The 17,262-nt window shown below is 53.1% G+C and carries 15 protein-coding genes; 12 read left to right on the top strand and 3 right to left on the bottom strand.

Annotated elements, in window-relative coordinates; translation table 11 throughout:
* The first annotated feature begins 282 nt into the window (after positions 1 to 282).
* From IMCC3135_RS26505 to IMCC3135_RS26470, 8 genes are all read left to right on the top strand, one after another.
* Complete coding sequence (locus tag IMCC3135_RS26505; protein ID WP_157736286.1) at positions 283 to 1,881, top strand: ABC transporter substrate-binding protein; 1,599 nt, start codon at positions 283 to 285, stop codon at positions 1,879 to 1,881.
* Between the two features lie 14 nt (positions 1,882 to 1,895).
* On the top strand, positions 1,896 to 2,882 hold the full coding sequence (locus IMCC3135_RS26500) for an ABC transporter permease (protein ID WP_088920331.1): 987 nt from the start codon (positions 1,896 to 1,898) through the stop codon (positions 2,880 to 2,882).
* Complete coding sequence (locus tag IMCC3135_RS26495) at positions 2,879 to 3,715, top strand: ABC transporter permease (protein ID WP_088920330.1); 837 nt, start codon at positions 2,879 to 2,881, stop codon at positions 3,713 to 3,715. The genes IMCC3135_RS26500 and IMCC3135_RS26495 overlap by 4 nt, the downstream gene beginning before the upstream one ends.
* On the top strand, positions 3,712 to 5,415 hold the full coding sequence (locus tag IMCC3135_RS26490) for an ABC transporter ATP-binding protein (protein ID WP_088920329.1): 1,704 nt from the start codon (positions 3,712 to 3,714) through the stop codon (positions 5,413 to 5,415). The genes IMCC3135_RS26495 and IMCC3135_RS26490 overlap by 4 nt, the downstream gene beginning before the upstream one ends.
* Before the next feature lie 209 nt (positions 5,416 to 5,624).
* Positions 5,625 to 6,620 (top strand): DctP family TRAP transporter solute-binding subunit, encoded by a 996-nt coding sequence (locus IMCC3135_RS26485; RefSeq protein WP_088920328.1) that lies wholly within the window; start codon positions 5,625 to 5,627, stop codon positions 6,618 to 6,620.
* A gap of 86 nt (positions 6,621 to 6,706) precedes the next feature.
* The gene (locus IMCC3135_RS26480; protein WP_088920327.1) at positions 6,707 to 7,315 is read left to right on the top strand and encodes a TRAP transporter small permease; all 609 of its coding nucleotides are present in this window, start codon (positions 6,707 to 6,709) and stop codon (positions 7,313 to 7,315) included.
* Between the two features lies 1 nt (position 7,316).
* Entirely contained in the window at positions 7,317 to 8,693 is a 1,377-nt protein-coding gene (locus IMCC3135_RS26475; RefSeq protein WP_088920326.1) for a TRAP transporter large permease, read from the top strand.
* 96 nt (positions 8,694 to 8,789) lie between these two features.
* On the top strand, positions 8,790 to 9,455 hold the full coding sequence (locus IMCC3135_RS26470) for a Vat family streptogramin A O-acetyltransferase (RefSeq protein ID WP_088920325.1): 666 nt from the start codon (positions 8,790 to 8,792) through the stop codon (positions 9,453 to 9,455).
* 68 nt (positions 9,456 to 9,523) lie between these two features.
* Here IMCC3135_RS26470 and IMCC3135_RS26465 read toward each other — a convergent pair whose 3' ends face one another.
* A complete protein-coding gene (locus IMCC3135_RS26465; RefSeq protein ID WP_088920324.1) occupies positions 9,524 to 10,027 on the bottom strand; it encodes a hypothetical protein in 504 nt (167 codons plus the stop codon).
* Between the two features lie 259 nt (positions 10,028 to 10,286).
* Here IMCC3135_RS26465 and IMCC3135_RS26460 point away from each other — a divergent pair, with 259 nt between their 5' ends.
* On the top strand, positions 10,287 to 10,811 hold the full coding sequence (locus tag IMCC3135_RS26460; RefSeq protein WP_088920323.1) for a gamma carbonic anhydrase family protein: 525 nt from the start codon (positions 10,287 to 10,289) through the stop codon (positions 10,809 to 10,811).
* 95 nt (positions 10,812 to 10,906) lie between these two features.
* Here the strand turns inward: IMCC3135_RS26460 and sbmA are convergent, their stop codons facing one another.
* Positions 10,907 to 12,145, bottom strand: a complete 1,239-nt coding sequence (sbmA, locus tag IMCC3135_RS26455; RefSeq protein ID WP_088920322.1) for a peptide antibiotic transporter SbmA — start codon at positions 12,143 to 12,145, stop codon at positions 10,907 to 10,909.
* A 219-nt stretch (positions 12,146 to 12,364) separates the two neighbouring features.
* Between sbmA and ettA the strand changes: the two genes are divergently transcribed.
* From ettA to betA, 3 genes are read left to right on the top strand one after another with little or no spacing between them, the layout of a single operon-like run.
* Positions 12,365 to 14,032: an energy-dependent translational throttle protein EttA gene (gene ettA, locus IMCC3135_RS26450; protein WP_088920321.1), complete on the top strand. Its 1,668-nt coding sequence runs from the start codon at positions 12,365 to 12,367 to the stop codon at positions 14,030 to 14,032.
* Between the two features lie 54 nt (positions 14,033 to 14,086).
* Entirely contained in the window at positions 14,087 to 14,746 is a 660-nt protein-coding gene (gene upp / locus IMCC3135_RS26445; RefSeq protein WP_088920320.1) for a uracil phosphoribosyltransferase, read from the top strand.
* Between the two features lie 36 nt (positions 14,747 to 14,782).
* Positions 14,783 to 16,471 carry a choline dehydrogenase gene (gene betA, locus IMCC3135_RS26440; protein ID WP_088920319.1) on the top strand — a complete coding sequence of 563 codons (1,689 nt, stop codon included), beginning with the start codon at positions 14,783 to 14,785 and terminating at the stop codon, positions 16,469 to 16,471.
* A 65-nt stretch (positions 16,472 to 16,536) separates the two neighbouring features.
* Here betA and IMCC3135_RS26435 read toward each other — a convergent pair whose 3' ends face one another.
* On the bottom strand, positions 16,537 to 17,217 hold the full coding sequence (locus tag IMCC3135_RS26435) for an FKBP-type peptidyl-prolyl cis-trans isomerase (protein ID WP_088920318.1): 681 nt from the start codon (positions 17,215 to 17,217) through the stop codon (positions 16,537 to 16,539).
* Positions 17,218 to 17,262: the final 45 nt, after the last annotated feature.

Raw genomic sequence — 17,262 nt, 5'->3', positions numbered from 1 at the left:
ACAATTTATTGTTTCATCCGAAGATCCAGTCGAAGGCAAGCTACGGGTTTGCACTAATACAATACGTCTACCCGTTTTGCACTGGTGCAGGGCAGTTCTGATCAGGCTCTGCGGTTGGGATGCTGCTAGTCGCTATTGCCTGATGAAATTAGTTTTGACTGCAAGAGGCTTGCAAGGTTATGTTTGTCCGGATCATCTACGCAATAGCCGTTCGACTACGGTTGTCCGTCAATTCCTGAAATCAAGGAGTCGTTCATGACCCGTTGTTCGTTGAAGTCTTTAATGCCAGAGACACTAGTCAAGAAAGTGTGTGCCTCCGTTTTGGCTACACTCGCTCTGGCGGTCTCATCACATGCCATCGCTCAAAACGCGGGTGGCACCATGGTGATGATTGCCCAGCCAGAGCCACCGTCATTAGCGCCTTATCTGTCAACCTCCGGTCCGATCGGTCTGGTGGCTCCAAAGATCTACAGTGGTTTGCTGGACTACGATCTTCAGCTGAACCCGATAGGAGATCTGGCAGAGTCTTTCGACATCAGTGAAGATGGCAAGACAATGACATTCAACTTGCGCAAAGGTGTCACTTGGCACGATGGAGAGCCCTTTACATCCGCTGATGTTCAGTTCTCGATCATGGAAGTGTTGAAAAAATTCCATCCGCGCGGACCTAACACTTTTCGTGAAGTCAACTCAATCGATACACCTGATGAACTGACCGCCGTCTTCAATCTGGAACGACCAGCGCCTTATATGCTGCGCGCATTCTCCGCCTACGAATCTCCGATAGTGCCCAAACATTTACTGGAAGGCAAAGATGTCCGTGAGGCTGATCTGTCAAATAACCCGGTGGGCACAGGTCCATTCAAATTCGTCGAGTGGAAAAAAGGTCAGTATATAAGGCTGGATAAAAACCCTGATTACTGGAAGAAAGGCTATCCACTGCTGGACCGGATCGTTGCCCGGGTCATCCCTGATGCATCAACCCGTACAGCGGCCATGGAAAGTGGTGAGGTACATTATGGTGCGTTCGGTGCCATTCCGAATGTCGATGTGATTCGCCTGCGTGACTTTGATGAGATCGGTGTGACCACTGATGGATATGCCATGATCAATCCCATGGCCTTGATAGAGTTTGACGTCACCAAACCTCCGTTCGATAGCAAGGCCATGCGTCAGGCTATCTCTCTGGCCGTTGATCGTCAGTTCATGATCGATAATATCTGGTTCGGATATGGCAAGCCTGCTACCAGCGCCATGACCTCTAACTACGCACCTTTGGGTCTGTACACACCAACTGCAAACTACCCATCCACAGCCGATGTTCCTGCAGCGATTGCCTTGCTGGATGCTGCTGGTATCAAGCCTGATGCCGATGGCGTCCGGGCAACGGCAGTCATTGATCTCATTCCCTACGGTGAAGAATGGAGACGAGTGGGTGAATACCTCAAACAGTCTTTGGGTGACATCGGCGTCAAGCTGGAATTGCGATACGAGGATGTGCCAACGTGGCTCAAGCGAGTGTATGCGGACTATGACTTCTCGCTTAATATCAACTACTTCTATCAGCTACCCGATCCGGTCATCGGCGTTCAACGCCATTACGGTACTGATCAGATTCGTCAGGGCACACCTTTCGTCAACTCTGCCCGATACTCTAACGCGCGGGTAGATGAACTGCTGGAGGCGGGTGCCGTCGAGGCGAACGCTGACAAGCGCGGTGCCATCTATGCCGAATTGCAGAATATTCTTGCAGACGAGTTGCCTGTCGTGAATCTGTTCGAGATGGAGTTTCTTACGGTCTATAGCGAAAAGCTGAAGGATCATACCGTCTCGGCAATGGGTCCTTATGGTTCCTTTGATCGCGCTTATCTCGACAAGTAGAGTAGACAGTTATCATGAGTCAAACGGCTCAACGTTCGCGTTATGTGTTGAAGCGTCTTCTGCAGGCTGTACCGGTTGTGATTGCCATTGTGGTGATCAACTTCTTCCTGTTACAACTTGCAGAAGGCGATGCGGTCGATGTGCTGGCAGGCGAGGCAGGTTCTGCCACGCCTGAGTACATGGCGCAGTTACGGCAAAAATTCGGTCTCGATCAACCCCTGCTGGTGCAGCTGGGTGTGTACATGAAAAATGTGCTGAGTTTTGATCTGGGCTATTCATTCAGACATGACATGCCTGTTGCGCAATTGGTGCTGGACCGTCTGATGCCAACGATGTTGCTGATGGTCAGCACCATTACGCTGGCAGTTGGCTTTGGTATCGTACTGGGGCTGATTGCAGCATCCAATCTCAACAACTGGCGCGACACTGTCATCAGTGTGTTTGCACTCATCTCCTATGCCACACCGTTGTTCTGGGTAGGTCTGATGATGATCGTGGTGTTCTCCCTGAAACTTCACTGGTTTCCAACCAGCGGTATGGAGAATGTAGCTATGTTCTACGAGGGATGGGAGCGGGTTAAGGACATTGCCCACCATCTGGTTATGCCAACCTTGACACTGTCGTTGTTCTATCTTGCCCTGTACACACGTCTCATGCGGGCCTCCATGCTGGAGCAGGCTGATATGGACTATGTCACCACGGCTCGAGCCAAGGGGCTGACAGAACGTCGGATCGTCTTTGTGCACATTCTTCGAAATGCCTTGTTACCTGTCGTGACCATGGCGGGTGTACAAGTCGGTTCTCTGATAGGTGGCTCAGTCATTGTCGAGTCTGTATTCGCATGGCCTGGTCTGGGTATGCTGGCTTTCGAAGCCCTGTTTTCACGCGATCTCAATCTGTTGTTGGGAATCTTCCTGCTCTCAGCTCTATTGGTGGTAGCAATCAATCTGGTGGTGGATCTGTTGTATTCATTTCTTGATCCTCGCATCGAGGTGGCATGAATAAGTCTTTCTGGAGGCGGTTCTGCCGAAGTCGCTCGGCAGTGATCGGCCTGGCAATACTGGGAACCGTGTTATTCGTCGCAATCATGGCGGATGTCATCTTTCCCGAGGATCCGTTCAGGCTGGTCGGGAAGGCTATGTCGCCCCCGGGAGAGAACGGTTTTCTGCTCGGTAGTGACACGCTCGGTCGGGATGTCGCTGCCGGTATGGCTCATGGTGCTCGAGTGTCCTTGATGATCGGATTACTTGCCACATCAGTTGCCGTCATGTTGGGTGTGTTGCTGGGTGCTCTGGCTGGCTATTTTGGTGGCTGGGTGGATGATGTGCTGATGCGTATCACCGAGATTTTCCAGACCATTCCTTCATTCATATTCGCCATTTTGATCGTGGCCATCATAAAGCCGTCAATCTACAGTGTGGTACTCGCTATCGCTGTTGTCAGCTGGCCAGCGGTGGCCAGACTAGTGCGTGGCGAATTCATGTCCATGCGTAATCGTGAATTCGTGCAGGCCTGCCATATCATCGGCATGAGTGACTGGCGCATCATGGTCAGGGAAATACTGCCCAACTGTCTGTCGCCCATTATCGTGACAGGTTCACTCATGGTGGCTTCGGCCATTCTGATTGAAAGCGCTCTGGCGTTTCTGGGTCTTGGTGATCCGAACATCATCAGCTGGGGGTTTCAGATCGGTGCTGGCCGTACGGTTTTGCGAAGTGCCTGGTGGGTCTGCACTTTTCCCGGTATTGCCATCATGCTGACAGTTCTGGCCATCAATCTGGTCGGTGAGGGTCTGAACGATGCCCTCAATCCACGGTTGCGCGAACGCTCATGAAAATCTCAGAGCAGATGAAAGGTGTGGCACAGACTGCCTCGACGCACAGTGATTCGTCAGTTCCTGTTCTGACTATAGAAGGTCTGCATGTGCAACTACCCCTGGGCAGTGAGCGCACCCACGCGGTGGAGAATGTCAGCTATTCGCTGGCTCCTCGCGAAATACTGTGTGTCGTGGGTGAGTCCGGCTCAGGCAAGTCACTGACAGCGCGCGCTATCATGGGATTGCTGCCGGCACCGCACGTACTCTACGAAAAAGGGCGCATTCTGTTTCAGGGAGAAGATCTCACTCAAGCCAGCCCAGAGCGTATGCGGCAGGTTCGAGGTAGTGAGATATCCATGATTTTCCAGGAACCGATGACCGCGCTGAATCCAGTGATGCGTATCGGTGACCAGATTGATGAAGTGATTCGCTTCCATGAAAAACTGCCGCGCAAAGCACGGCATGAACTGGCCTTGTCTTTGCTGGCCGACGTCCACCTGCCAGACCCACCACGCATCATGAGCGCGTATCCACATGAGTTGTCCGGTGGGCAGCGACAGCGAGCCATGATTGCGATGGCACTGGCGCTGGAACCCAAGGTATTGATAGCCGATGAGCCAACCACGGCGCTGGATGTCACCACGCAGGCGCAGATACTGCACCTGATCAAGGAGCTGCAGGCGAAGCACGATACGGGAGTCTTGTTCATCACGCACGATATTGGTGTGGTGGCCGATATTGCCGATCGGGTGGCAGTCATGCAGCATGGGCAGATTGTCGAAATAGACACGGTCGACAAGGTTCTGAATCATCCACAACACGAATACACACGCGCATTGATCAATGCGGTGCCCAGTCTGCAGCCACGGCCTTTGAAATCGGATAGCGGTGCTGTCATTCTGAAGGTCAACCAACTGGTGAAGAGCTACCGATCCGGTGGCGGCTTTTTAGGTTTGGGCAAACCGCAGAAAGAGGTGCATGCCTGTGACCATGTCGATGTGACACTCAATGAAAGCGAGACGCTCGGCATTGTCGGGGAGTCCGGTTCGGGGAAGTCCACACTGGCACGTTGTATTGTGCGTCTGCATACCACCGATTCTGGCCAGATCATCTATCGAGGACAGGACTTGTGTTCGCTTGATCGATCAGCCATGAGACCGTACCGCTCTAAAATACAGATGGTTTTTCAGGATCCTTATGCATCCTTGAACCCTCGAGCCACGGTGGGTCGTATTCTGACCGTCGGTCCCATCATCATGGGAGAGTCTGCAAAGGTTGCAGAATCGCGTGCCCGAGAAATGCTGGAAACGGTCGGCCTGGATGCTCGCGCATTTGATCGATATCCACACGAGTTCAGCGGTGGGCAGCGGCAGCGGATTGGACTGGCGCGCGCGCTGGTCATGCGTCCGGAGATTCTTGTCGCCGATGAGCCCGTCTCGGCACTGGATGTTTCAATTCAGGCTCAGGTTCTGGATCTGTTGGCAGACATTCGGGAGCGGTTACAACTATCGATGGTCTTCATTACCCACGATCTGCGTGTTGCGGCCCAGGTTTGTGATCGTATCGCTGTCATGCGGCTTGGCAAAGTGGTGGAGCAGGGGCCCACGGCTGGCTTGTTCGAAAATGCAACACACCCCTATACCCGTGAACTGCTGGAAGCCATACCGGGGCGGGAGTGGAGCCGTCAGCGCCTGCTCGATTCTGCCAAGTCCCATTAGGGTCGGATCGCACTTTTGGTTAATTCTTACCTGAGTTAGCGGTATTTCTTTCCCGCCTGTCGTAACATGCGAACAGGAAATTGCCTGCATATGGTTGGCAGTGTTGCGACGATCAGGCACAGATTGCCCGGACGTTGAAGAAGCCGAATGTGATTTTTATTTTCACACTAGACCACCGTATGTCATTGAAACGACACAGAGGATCTGATATGAAATTGCGAACAAGTGTTATAGCCACAGCCCTGTTGCTGGCTGGGCTGTCCGGCGCTGCTCAGGCAGATTGTGATGATGGCGAAATGGTGATCAAGTTCAGCCATGTCACCAACACCGACAAACACCCCAAGGGAATCGCTGCCTCCTTGCTGCAAAAGCGGGTTAACGAGGAAATGAACGGCGTTGCCTGCATGGAAGTGTTCCCCAACTCAGTGCTGTATGACGATGATAAAGTGCTGGAAGCGATGCTGAATGGCGACGTCCAGATGGCAGCTCCATCCTTGTCAAAGTTCGAAACTTTCACCAAGAAATACCGCATATTCGACCTGCCTTTCATGTTCAAGAACATTGACTCAGTCGATGCTTTCCAGAACTCGGAAGCTGGTCAGTCCATGCTGAACTCCATGAACAAGCGCGGTCTGCAAGGGCTGGGTTTCTGGCATAACGGCATGAAGCAGATCTCGGCCAACAAGCCGCTTGAGCTGCCAGGTGATGCGGCTGGACTCAAATTCCGCGTACAACCTTCAGATGTTCTGGTCGCCCAGTTCGATGCACTCAAGGCCAGCCCACAGAAGATGGCGTTCAGCGAAGTCTATGGCGCGCTGCAAACGGGTGTTGTCGATGGACAGGAGAACACCTGGTCCAACGTCTACGGTCAGAAATTCTTTGAAGTACAGGATGGTACTACCGAGTCAAATCATGGCGTACTGGACTACCTGGTCGTCACCGGTTCCGATTGGTGGGAAGGGCTGGATGCGCCGGTACGTGATCAGCTGGCTACTATTTTGAAAGAGGTGACTGAAACTCGCAACGCCGAGTCCACCCGAGTCAATGAAGAGGCCAAGGCTGCTATCATCGCCGCCGGTGGCGTGGTGCGTGAGCTTACTGATGAGCAGCGTGCTGCCTGGGTTGAAGTTCTGAAACCTGTTTGGGAACAGTTCGAAGGTGATGTCGGTGCCGACATGATCGAAGCGGCTCAATCGTTTAACTAAAGATGTGACTCAGGCGCCGATCGTCGAACCTCGACCGGTTGGCGCCTGTTTGATTCCAATCAGCCAGAAACTCTGCGGAGAAGTGCATGGCCAGTCCCGTTGATCACGGTAGAAGTTTTGGCGACAGCATTGAAGAATCGACAATGGCGTTTCTGCTGGGCGCCATGACCTTGATCACATTTGCCAATGTGATCGCACGTCTCATGAGCAGCAATATACTCTGGGCTCTGGAGGCAACCGTATTCCTGTTTGCCTGGTTGGTGCTTATCGGAGCCTCGTACGCCGTCAAGCACAATTTTCATATCGGTATTGATGTGGCCGTGCAATTGTTGGCACCGGCAAAGCGACGAATAGTCACTTTGTTTGCAGTCGCTGTTTGCATTGCCTTCAGTCTGCTGCTGCTAAAAGGCAGCTGGGATTACTGGTGGCCGTTTGCCAGTAGTCGTGCCTTCTATGAAGTCAACGACATACCCATGCCAGGCTTTTTGCAGTTTTTCGCACACTGGCTCAATGATGGCGAGTTGTACGAAAAAATGCCGCGTTTCATGCCTTATATCGTATTGCCCTTTAGCACCTTGCTGTTGACCATCCGTTTTATTCAGGCGGGACTGCGTATCTGGCGCAACGAACAAATTCTCATCATCGAAAGTCATGAAGCTGAATCAGATCTCATCGACGCAAAGGTAGCTGACTGATATGGATGCGCTACTACTATTTCTTGTTGTCATCGGTCTGATGTTGATGGGCGTGCCCATCGCCGTGTCTCTGGGTTTTTCCAGTATCGGTTTTCTGATGATTTTCTCCGACGCTTCATTGGCGTCCATGGCCCAGACTCTGATGAGTGCCTTTACGGGTCACTACACTTTGCTGGCCATTCCCTTCTTCGTGCTGGCCTCGGGCTTCATGTCCACGGGCGGTGTGGCCAAACGCATTATTCGTTTTGCCATCGCCGTGGTAGGCCATATGCGCGGTGGCCTTGCTATCGCATCGGTATTTGCCTGCATGATGTTTGCAGCCTTGTCCGGTTCCTCACCGGCGACGGTAGTCGCTATCGGTACCATCGTCATTGCCGGTATGCGTGAGGTGGGCTATACCAAGGAATTTGCGTCCGGTGTCATCTGTAGTGCCGGAACGCTGGGTATTCTTATTCCACCCTCCATAGTCATGGTGGTGTATGCCGCTGCAACCGATGTATCGGTTGGGCGATTGTTTCTTGCTGGAGTTTTCCCGGGTCTGTTGGCCGGTGTGTTTCTGATGATCGGCATCTATGTGATGGCGCGCATCAAGAAGCTACCTAGTCAGCCATGGAAAGGCTGGAAAGAGATTGGCGCTTCGGGTCTGGATGCCTTGTGGGGACTGCTGCTGATCGTGATCATCCTGGGTGGTATCTACAGTGGCAAATTCACACCGACAGAGGCGGCAGCCGTTGCAGCCATGTATGCCTTTTTCATCGCCAATTTCGTCTACAAGGACATGGGACCTCTGGTGACACCCGATGGTAATCCACATCTGTCTCTGTGGAAAAACCCACAAAGTCTGTTGACTGTCTGGTTGCACAAGGACACACGCAAGGTCCTGTTCGAGTCCGGCAAGCTGACCGTCATGCTGATGTTCATCATTGCCAACGCTCTGATACTCAAGCATGTATTAACCGAAGAGCAGATCCCTCAGGCTATCGCTGATCTGATGTTGGGTGCCGGTCTGGGTCCCATCATGTTTCTGGTGGTGGTCAATCTGTTGCTACTGATCGGTGGACAATTCATGGAGCCGTCGGGCTTGCTGATTATCGTGGCGCCGCTGGTATTCCCCATTGCCATGGAGCTGGGGATCGATCCGATTCATCTGGGCATCATCATGGTGGTCAATATGGAAATAGGCATGATCACGCCACCTGTAGGGCTGAACCTGTTCGTTACGGCAGGAGTTGCCAAGCTGTCCGTATTGAATGTTGTTCGCGCAGCACTACCGTTTGTCGCCATCCTGTTTGCCTTCCTGATTCTGGTGACCTACTGGCCGCCACTGTCAACCTGGTTGCCAACAGTGATGATGGGACCGGAGATCATGATCAAGTAGTTCACGAACAAGTAGTTGATGTCGAATTGTTGGAGCTGGCCCGGCTTGGGCCAGTGTCTCAGGGCAGCTTGACTGCGCTGCGGTTGGGGAGGAAAAATGGAAGATCAATCCACGAGAGGCCCAAGCCCCTATAACAAGCATCCGCTGACAGGCTTCCCACAAGTGTGTTTCATCAAGAACACCGTGGACAACCCCAATATCATCGTTGGGGATTACACCTACTACGACGACCCTGAGGATGCCGAGAACTTCGAACGCAACGTTCTCTATCACTTTCCCTTTATCGGCGACAAGCTGATCATCGGCAGGTTCTGCGCTATTGCACGAGGCACCCGGTTCATCATGAACGGTGCCAACCACAAGCTTGATGGTATCTCCACCTATCCGTTTTATATCTTTGGCAATGGCTGGGAGAAAGCCATGCCCAAACCGGGAGAGTTACCTTACAAGGGCGACACCATCATTGGCAATGATGTCTGGATCGGCTATGAGGCCTTGATCATGCCAGGCGTCAATATCGGCAATGGCGCCATCATTTCATCGCGCTCGGTGGTGAGCGCTGATGTACCAGCCTACTGTGTCGTGGGTGGTAATCCGGCCAAGCCGATAAGATACCGGTTCGAACCGGATGTGATCACCGTGCTTGAATCAATCGCCTGGTGGGATTGGCCTGTCGAAAAAATCACAGAGCATCTTGAGCTGATTGTTGCAGCCGATGTTGAGGCGTTGCAAGGCTGTGTGAGTGGGCAGGGTAGCGTCTGAAATTTGGCTGACCGCCAGGCAATCGCACAGCCTGGCAGCCAGTTCAGGACATCAACACAAGGCAACGATCAGCGATCGTTTTCTTTCATCTCCAGATGCACAGCCAGCTCATTGAGCTTCGCGGCATAGTCGGTATACAACTCAAGGTCGCTTTTTCTCAATACGATCCGACTGCCGTAGTCGCCCTTGCTCAAAGACTCCACATGCCGGGTGAAAGGGCGCAGTGGGCCGATCAGGCGGTGTGTGTAGGCAACACAGACAGCTGCCAGCAGCAGGATATACAGAACGAAGAGAGCACCACAGTAGCGGAACAGATGCACCAGCTGAATCTCGATCATCTCACCGTAGTAGCTGGTCGCCTCAGCCTGGCCCGTCATGACACTGATCAGGTCGCTGAAAGCAAAGTATAGAAATGCTCCTAACAACACGGCTACCAGCGCCGTGCTACCGAGCATGTACATAAGCAATTTGAATTGCAGAAACGGTTGCCAGACGGCGTTGAGGACGCTGCGTCTTTGCGCAGTCTTCTCGGCTTTGATCGCACTTTGATCTAGAACGTTCGAGTGACTCATGAGGCTCTGCTGTTTTGTGTTACCTCTGTCTTAGCGGTTTGTTGGGGGCGATGCTGAAGGTCGGAAAGTATCTGCGCTGGTACTTTGTCGTCCCACTGTTGCTCAAGCTGAGATGTGTTTCACAAACCTTGATTTCATGAGAGCTGAGTAGTCCTTCAGCGATGACTGTTAATGCAGCCCCCTGCGAACCCGCAATTATCACGATGAGGGGCGACTACGTTAAGATTTAGCTCATTTTCACAAAATCGGATGAAACGCCATGCTGTATGCCCTGGGAGATAACCAGCCTGTCCTGAGTGAGCGTCATTTCATTGCCCCTGATGCAGTGGTGATCGGCAATGTCACGATCGGCGAAGATGTCAGCATCTGGTTTAACGCCGTCATTCGTGGCGACAACGCGGCAATCGAGATTGGCGAGGGCAGCAACATTCAGGAATGTTCAGTGCTGCATGTGGATGAGGGCGTACCGCTGAGTATCGGCAAGAATGTCACGGTGGGCCACAAGGTCATGCTGCATGGCTGCACCATTGGCGATGGCAGCCTGATTGGCATGAATGCGGTGGTACTCAATAATGCGGTGATAGGCAAGAATTGCCTGATAGGCGCCAATGCCCTGGTGACCGAAGGCACCATCGTGCCTGATGGCTCAATGGTGCTGGGCTCGCCGGCCAAGATCATCAAGCCTCTGAGTGAGGCGGCCTTGGTGGATTTGTCAAAGGCTGCACAAAACTACAAGGACAAGATTGATCTGTATAACAACGAATTATCGGTGGTCAGATGCTAAGGGCCCAAGAGTGATACAACCCGATATTTTGATCCCCTGACAGTGACTGCAGCCACGAGGCAATATTTCCTCGTGGCTTGTTCCAGCGCTTGGACTTATAGCTCTAGAGAAGGCTTGACGGCAGCTTGCGGGCTGGTATCTATGCGTGACTCGAATGTTTTCAGACGCTTGTGAATTGACATCAGCTCGACGATGGTGGTCCATGAATTGACCAGAAATTGGAAGGAGTTCTCGACACGACCGAAGGCATTGCTGATTTGCTGATACAGACCGAAGGTGATGACGCCAGCAACAAAGGTCGGGCCCAGAGCAATCAGCGGAATGAAGTTGGCACCCTGCAGGTAGGCGTAGCGAAAGACATTGAAATAAAGATAGTTGAAGTACAGCTTGAAGTAGTTTCGGCGTACATCGCTGAACAGATTGCGAATAGTGGGTGGCGCAGCCCGTTCGTCACTGTCTTCACCGTACACCAGCTCTTTTCGGTAAGCCGCTTCGACTTTCTGGTTGTTGAACTCCAATCCCGGCAGGCGGTAGCCAACCAGGGCCAGCAAGACGGTCCCGAAGATGGCAGACATCAGCGCCAGAAAAACCAGAGAGCCGTTGACGGCACCCACCAGAGGCAGTTCTGTAATATGGGTTGAGAGAGTCCAGAGCAATGGCAGAAAGGCAATCAGCGTCATGATGGAGCTGACGAACGCTGAGCCCAGCCCTTCCATGATGCTGGCGAATCGCATGGTGTCTTCCTGGACACGCTGCGCGGCACCTTCCACGTTACGCAAAACCTGCCAGTGCGTCATGTAGTAGTCGTTCATTGCTGTTCTCCAGCGGAAAACATAGTGCGACGTGAAGAATGCGAAGGTAACCAGAATGATGATATTGGGAACCAGGATATAGAGCGCTGTGAGCAGCTGGCCATAGAACTGTTCGGTGGTAATCTTGCTGACGCCCTGTTCCGAGAGTGCCAGCTGAATCAGGTCGTAAAAATCGCCATACCAGTTGTTCAACCAGACACCTAGCTGTACCTGGAAGTAGGAGACCAGCAGAATCACGGCACTACCGCACACAGCCCACCAATACCAGCGGTTACGATCAATGAAATACCAGGCGACACAGAACAACGCAGTTGCCAGCACGATGAATTGATAGACCCATACCTTGTCTGGGTCCAGGAAAGGAGGGCGTTCACCCTCAATCGTCGGCATGGCCTCTCGCATGAGACTGAGTTGATCAGCCAGTCCATCAGCAAAACCATACCAGATGGCCAGGCAGACAAAAAACCATGCCACAGCGGAAAGAAAAAAGACCTTGGGTCTGGGGAAAAAGGATTGGAACATGAGGCGTTCTGGATCTGAAGAAGTGTCGGAGAAGGCTTGGCGATGGCTCAGGCGCAGCCGTCAAAGCCGTACGAATGCTGGCTTAGTCTAGTTTGGAAATGACAAGTTCGCAGTTTGTGGTTATTAAAGACCCGTCAAGGTCGTCCAGAAGCTCCTGATACTGGGGAGTCGGCGCCATTTTCGATACACTAGGGTTCTTTATAGCTCGCCGGATAATCAATGGCTCAGTACGTTTACACCATGAACCGGGTTGGCAAGGTTGTGCCACCCAAGCGACAAATTCTCAAGAACATATCGCTCTCGTTCTTTCCCGGCGCCAAGATCGGCGTGCTGGGCCTGAATGGTTCCGGTAAATCTACCTTACTCAAGATCATGGCTGGTCTGGATGAGGAAATAGAAGGTGAAGCACGGCCCATGCCGGGCATCAAGGTGGGTTACCTGGAGCAGGAGCCCCAGCTGGATCCGGCCAAGAGCGTGCGTGAAGTGGTCGAAGAGGCTGTTGACGAGATCAAGAGCGCTCAGGCACGGCTGGACGAGGTCTATGCCGCCTATGCCGAGCCCGATGCTGATTTCGACGCTCTGGCAGCAGAGCAGGGTAGACTGGAAGCCATTATCGAGGCATCCGATGCCCACAATCTGCAACATCAGATGGATATCGCAGCAGACGCCCTGAGACTGCCACCCTGGGACGAGAATGTCGCCCATTTGTCCGGTGGTGAGAAACGACGAGTCGCCTTGTGTCGTTTGCTGCTCTCTGGCCCCGACATGTTGTTGCTCGATGAGCCAACCAACCATCTGGACGCCGATTCGGTTGCCTGGCTGGAGCACTTTCTGCACGATTTCAACGGTACTGTGGTTGCCATTACCCATGACCGTTACTTTCTGGACAACGTGGCTGGCTGGATTCTGGAGCTGGATCGGGGGCAAGGCATTCCCTACGAAGGCAACTATTCAGGCTGGCTTGATCAGAAATCCGCCCGACTTGATGCCGAGTCCAAGCAAGAATCTTCCCATGCCAAGGCCATGAAGGCAGAACTGGAATGGGTACGACAAGGTGCCAAGGGCCGTCAGTCCAAGTCCAAGGCGCGCTTGCAGCGTTTCGAGGAAATGCAGTCTCAGGAATTTCAGAAGCGTTCCGAGACCAACGAAATATATATCCCACCTGGCCCGCGTCTGGGTGACAAGGTCATTGATTTTGAAAATGTTACCAAGTCCTACGGTGACAGAGTCCTGATAGAAGATCTCTCCTTCAGTATTCCCAAAGGCGCCATCGTGGGTGTCATTGGTGGCAACGGGGCAGGTAAATCGACCTTGTTCCGCATGTTGATGGGTGAGGAACAGCCAGATTCTGGTGCAATCACTATCGGTGAAACCGTTGAACTGGCCTACGTGGATCAGAGTCGTGATGATCTGAATGGCGAGAAAACTGTCTTCGATGTGCTTGCTGAAGGCAGTGAGATGATCTCCATCAACAACTATGAAATGCCTGCGCGCCAATACGTGGGACGCTTCAATTTCAAAGGCAGCGATCAGCAGAAGTTCGTCAAGGATCTGTCCGGTGGAGAGCGTGGACGACTACATCTGGCCATGACCCTCAAGCAGGGCGCCAACGTCTTGCTGCTCGATGAGCCCTCAAACGATCTGGACGTTGAAACACTGCGTGCACTGGAAGAGGCACTGCTGGATTTTGCCGGCTGCGCCATTGTCATCTCGCATGATCGCTGGTTCCTGGATCGTGTGGCTACCCATATTCTGTCTTACGAAGACCCCAGTGAAATCAATTTCTTTGACGGTAACTACACCGAGTACGAAGCCGATCGTCGCGAACGCCTGGGTGAGTCTGCGAGTCAGCCCAAGCGTGTACGTTACAAGAAACTGGCTGTTTGAACGGCTGCTGGACAATGAGATCAAGACTAACCACGACACGGAAACCTCAAAAACATGCTGACTGAACAGGACTTGATTGACAGAGGCCTGAAGGCCACCATCGTTCGCCATCCATTGGTGCAGCACAAGCTGACCCTGATGCGCATGAAAGAGCAGCCGACATCGGCTTTTCGCGCGTTGCTGCGCGAAATATCGTGGTTGCTGTGTTTTGAAGTCACGCGCGATCAGCCTCTGGAAAATCGCAGTATCGAGACGCCGGTACAGGCCATGGATGCACCCATGCTGAAGGGTCGCAAGCTGGCTTTCATCTCCATCTTGCGTGCCGGTAATGGCATGCTCGACGGTATGCTCGACGTCATTCCTTCTGCCCGGGTCGGGCATGTCGGTCTGTACAGGGATCCGGAAACGCTGCAGGCGGTTGAGTACTACTACAAGGTGCCCAACAACATGGAGGATCGTCTGATTGTTGTCGTCGACCCCATGCTGGCTACCGGAAATTCGGCTATTTCCGCGATTCATCGCCTGAAGCAAGGTGGTGCTCGTGATATACGCTTTGTCTGCCTGATCAGCGCCCCAGAAGGCGTCGAAGCATTCAACAAGGCACATCCGGACGTACCGGTCGTGACGGCAGCTGTTGACGAAAAACTCAACGACCATGGCTATATCGTCCCGGGTCTCGGTGATGCCGGTGACCGCATCTTCGGTACCAAGTAGTCAGAGGTTTCACGAGCGAACTGAGAAAAATTATTCATGATCGAATTTGACTACGTCATTGTAGGGGCCGGTTCAGCCGGTTGTGTGCTGGCTGCACGGCTGTCAGAAGATCCCAGTGTGTCGGTTGCCTTGCTGGAGGCGGGCGGGGATGACGGTAGCTTGTTGATCCGAATGCCTACGGCGCTGTCAATTCCCATGAACATGAAGAAATACAACTGGGGGTTCGAGTCGGATCCGGAGCCCGGGCTTGACGGGCGTCGCATGGATTGCCCACGTGGCAAGGTTATTGGTGGTTCCTCTTCCATCAATGGCATGGCGTTCGTGAGGGGGCATGCCTGCGATATTGATGAATGGGAAGAGGCCGGTGCCACCGGCTGGAACTACGCCAATTGCCTGCCCTATTACAAGCGCATGGAAGCCTGGCATCACGGCGAGAATCGCTATCGTGGTGGTGACGGACCTGTGGGGGTCAACGGCGGCAACGATATGCGTCTCAACCCGCTTTATCAGGCCTTTATTGACGCCGGCGAAGATGCCGGCTATCCCTTTACTGCCGACTACAACGGTTATCAGCAGGAAGGCTTTGGTCAGAAGAACATGTCGATTGCCGGAGGCCAGCGCGCCTCAGCCTCTCGCAGTTACCTCAAGCCGATACGTGGTCGTTCTAATCTGAAGATCATTCCACGCGTCGTTGTCGATCAGGTGATCATGGAAGGTACTCGGGCTATAGGTGTGAGTTATCGCACCGCCGGTCGCCAGATGAAGATATTCACGCGCGGTGAAGTAATTCTGTCGGCAGGCTCCATCGGTTCACCAGCCATATTGCAACGCTCTGGCATTGGTCCTGTCGATGTTCTGTCGGCGGCTGATGTACCCGTTGTAATAGAGTCTCCCGGTGTCGGTGCCAATCTGCAGGATCACCTGGAAGTCTATTTCCAGTACAAATGCACACAGCCAATCTCGCTTAATCGTGAGTTGTCATGGTGGCGCAAGGGGTTGATCGGTGCTCGCTGGGTTTTCACCAAGCAGGGCCTGGGCGCTACCAATCATTTTGAGTCCTGTGGCTTTATCCGTTCACGCGCCGGTCTTAAATGGCCAAACGTCCAGTACCACTTCCTGCCAGGTGCCATGCGTTATGACGGACGTGCCGCTTTTGCCGGTGATGGTTTTCAGGTTCACGTCGGACCGAACAAGCCGCGTAGTCGCGGGCATGTCGCAATCAGTTCGGCTGATCCGTTCCAGCCGCCGAAGATTCAGTTCAACTATCTGCAGGACAAGCAGGATATCCAGGACTGGCGTGACTGCATTCGGCTGACCCGGGAAGTATTGCAACAAAAATCTCTGGCACCTTTTCGTGGCGACGAAATTCAGCCAGGTTTCGATGTGGAATCAGATGAGTCGATTGATCGCTGGGTCAAGGCTAATGTGGAAAGTGCCTATCATCCTTCGTGTACCGTCAAGATGGGGGCCGACAATGATCCGATGGCGGTGCTGGATCAGGATTGCCGTGTTCGCGGAGCCCAGGGCTTGCGGGTGGTCGATTCTTCGATTTTCCCCAGTATCACCAATGGCAATCTGAATGCACCAAGCATGATGGTGGCTGAGCGTGCCGCTGATCTGATCAGGGGCAAGTCACTACCAGCGGAAGATGCGCCAGTGTGGGAGCCGGATGACTGGCGAAATCTGCAACGGTCCAAGACTGGACACGACAGAAAAGCAGTCTGATCGGGCTATTTTGCATGGCGGGCCAGAGTATCGGCCCGCCATGCGACTTCACTGACTAGTCGTTATTACGACTTGATTTCAAGCAGTTCGACTTCGAATACCAGTGTCTCGCCGGGTCCGATCGCCTGGCCAGCGCCACGCTCACCATAAGCCAGATCAGAAGGAATCACGAAGCGGTACTTGCTGCCAACATTCATCAGCTGCAGACCTTCGGTCCAGCCCGGAATGACGCCCTTGAGAGGGAAAGAGGCTGGTTCGCCACGAGCAATTGAGCTATCGAACTCAGTGCCGTCCATCAGCGTACCGACATAGTGAACACTGACCGTGTCATCGGCAGTTGGCTTGGCGCCGTCGCCTTCAGTGATGACTTCATACTGCAGGCCGCTATCAGTGACTGCAACACCTTCTTTTGCTTTGTTCTCAGCCAGAAAGCCGTCGCCTTTTTCCTGAGCAACAGCAGCTGCGGCTGCCGCAACTTCTTCCTGCTGAGCCTGAAGAGCCATTTGTGCCTCTTCCATCGTGATCAGCGTTTCTTCACCGGCTTTCTGGGCTTTCATACCTTGCATAAGCAGGTCGTAGTCCAGTTCGCCATATTGCTGCAGAACGCGTTCACCGATCATCATGCCCAGACCGTAGCTGATCTTGGACTCTGGAGTTTCGAGGGTTGTGTCTTGCGCGATAGCTGAGCTGGCCAGCGCACCGGTGAGTATTGCAGCCGTGGCGGAAGCTAGTAGTGTTCGTTTCATTAGTCGATCCGATCCTTGTCTTGAAAGAATAGAGGTAGATTTGAA

The organism is Granulosicoccus antarcticus IMCC3135 (genome assembly GCF_002215215.1).
GTDB classification, from domain to species: Bacteria; Pseudomonadota; Gammaproteobacteria; order Granulosicoccales; family Granulosicoccaceae; genus Granulosicoccus; species Granulosicoccus antarcticus.
Note: the sequence above shows the minus strand (reverse complement) of the source record. Positions and strands in the feature narration are given on the sequence as shown.

Coding starts and splice junctions, on each gene's coding strand:
- IMCC3135_RS26485 (WP_088920328.1), top strand. CDS start 5,625: ATGAAATTGCGAACAAGTGTTATAGCCACAGCCCTGTTGCTGGCTGGG.
- IMCC3135_RS26460 (WP_088920323.1), top strand. CDS start 10,287: ATGCTGTATGCCCTGGGAGATAACCAGCCTGTCCTGAGTGAGCGTCAT.
- IMCC3135_RS26435 (WP_088920318.1), bottom strand. CDS start 17,217: ATGAAACGAACACTACTAGCTTCCGCCACGGCTGCAATACTCACCGGT.
- IMCC3135_RS26465 (WP_088920324.1), bottom strand. CDS start 10,027: ATGAGTCACTCGAACGTTCTAGATCAAAGTGCGATCAAAGCCGAGAAG.
- IMCC3135_RS26505 (WP_157736286.1), top strand. CDS start 283: ATGCCAGAGACACTAGTCAAGAAAGTGTGTGCCTCCGTTTTGGCTACA.
- IMCC3135_RS26490 (WP_088920329.1), top strand. CDS start 3,712: ATGAAAATCTCAGAGCAGATGAAAGGTGTGGCACAGACTGCCTCGACG.
- sbmA (WP_088920322.1), bottom strand. CDS start 12,145: ATGTTCCAATCCTTTTTCCCCAGACCCAAGGTCTTTTTTCTTTCCGCT.
- IMCC3135_RS26480 (WP_088920327.1), top strand. CDS start 6,707: ATGGCCAGTCCCGTTGATCACGGTAGAAGTTTTGGCGACAGCATTGAA.
- upp (WP_088920320.1), top strand. CDS start 14,087: ATGCTGACTGAACAGGACTTGATTGACAGAGGCCTGAAGGCCACCATC.
- IMCC3135_RS26470 (WP_088920325.1), top strand. CDS start 8,790: ATGGAAGATCAATCCACGAGAGGCCCAAGCCCCTATAACAAGCATCCG.
- IMCC3135_RS26495 (WP_088920330.1), top strand. CDS start 2,879: ATGAATAAGTCTTTCTGGAGGCGGTTCTGCCGAAGTCGCTCGGCAGTG.
- IMCC3135_RS26475 (WP_088920326.1), top strand. CDS start 7,317: ATGGATGCGCTACTACTATTTCTTGTTGTCATCGGTCTGATGTTGATG.
- IMCC3135_RS26500 (WP_088920331.1), top strand. CDS start 1,896: ATGAGTCAAACGGCTCAACGTTCGCGTTATGTGTTGAAGCGTCTTCTG.
- betA (WP_088920319.1), top strand. CDS start 14,783: ATGATCGAATTTGACTACGTCATTGTAGGGGCCGGTTCAGCCGGTTGT.
- ettA (WP_088920321.1), top strand. CDS start 12,365: ATGGCTCAGTACGTTTACACCATGAACCGGGTTGGCAAGGTTGTGCCA.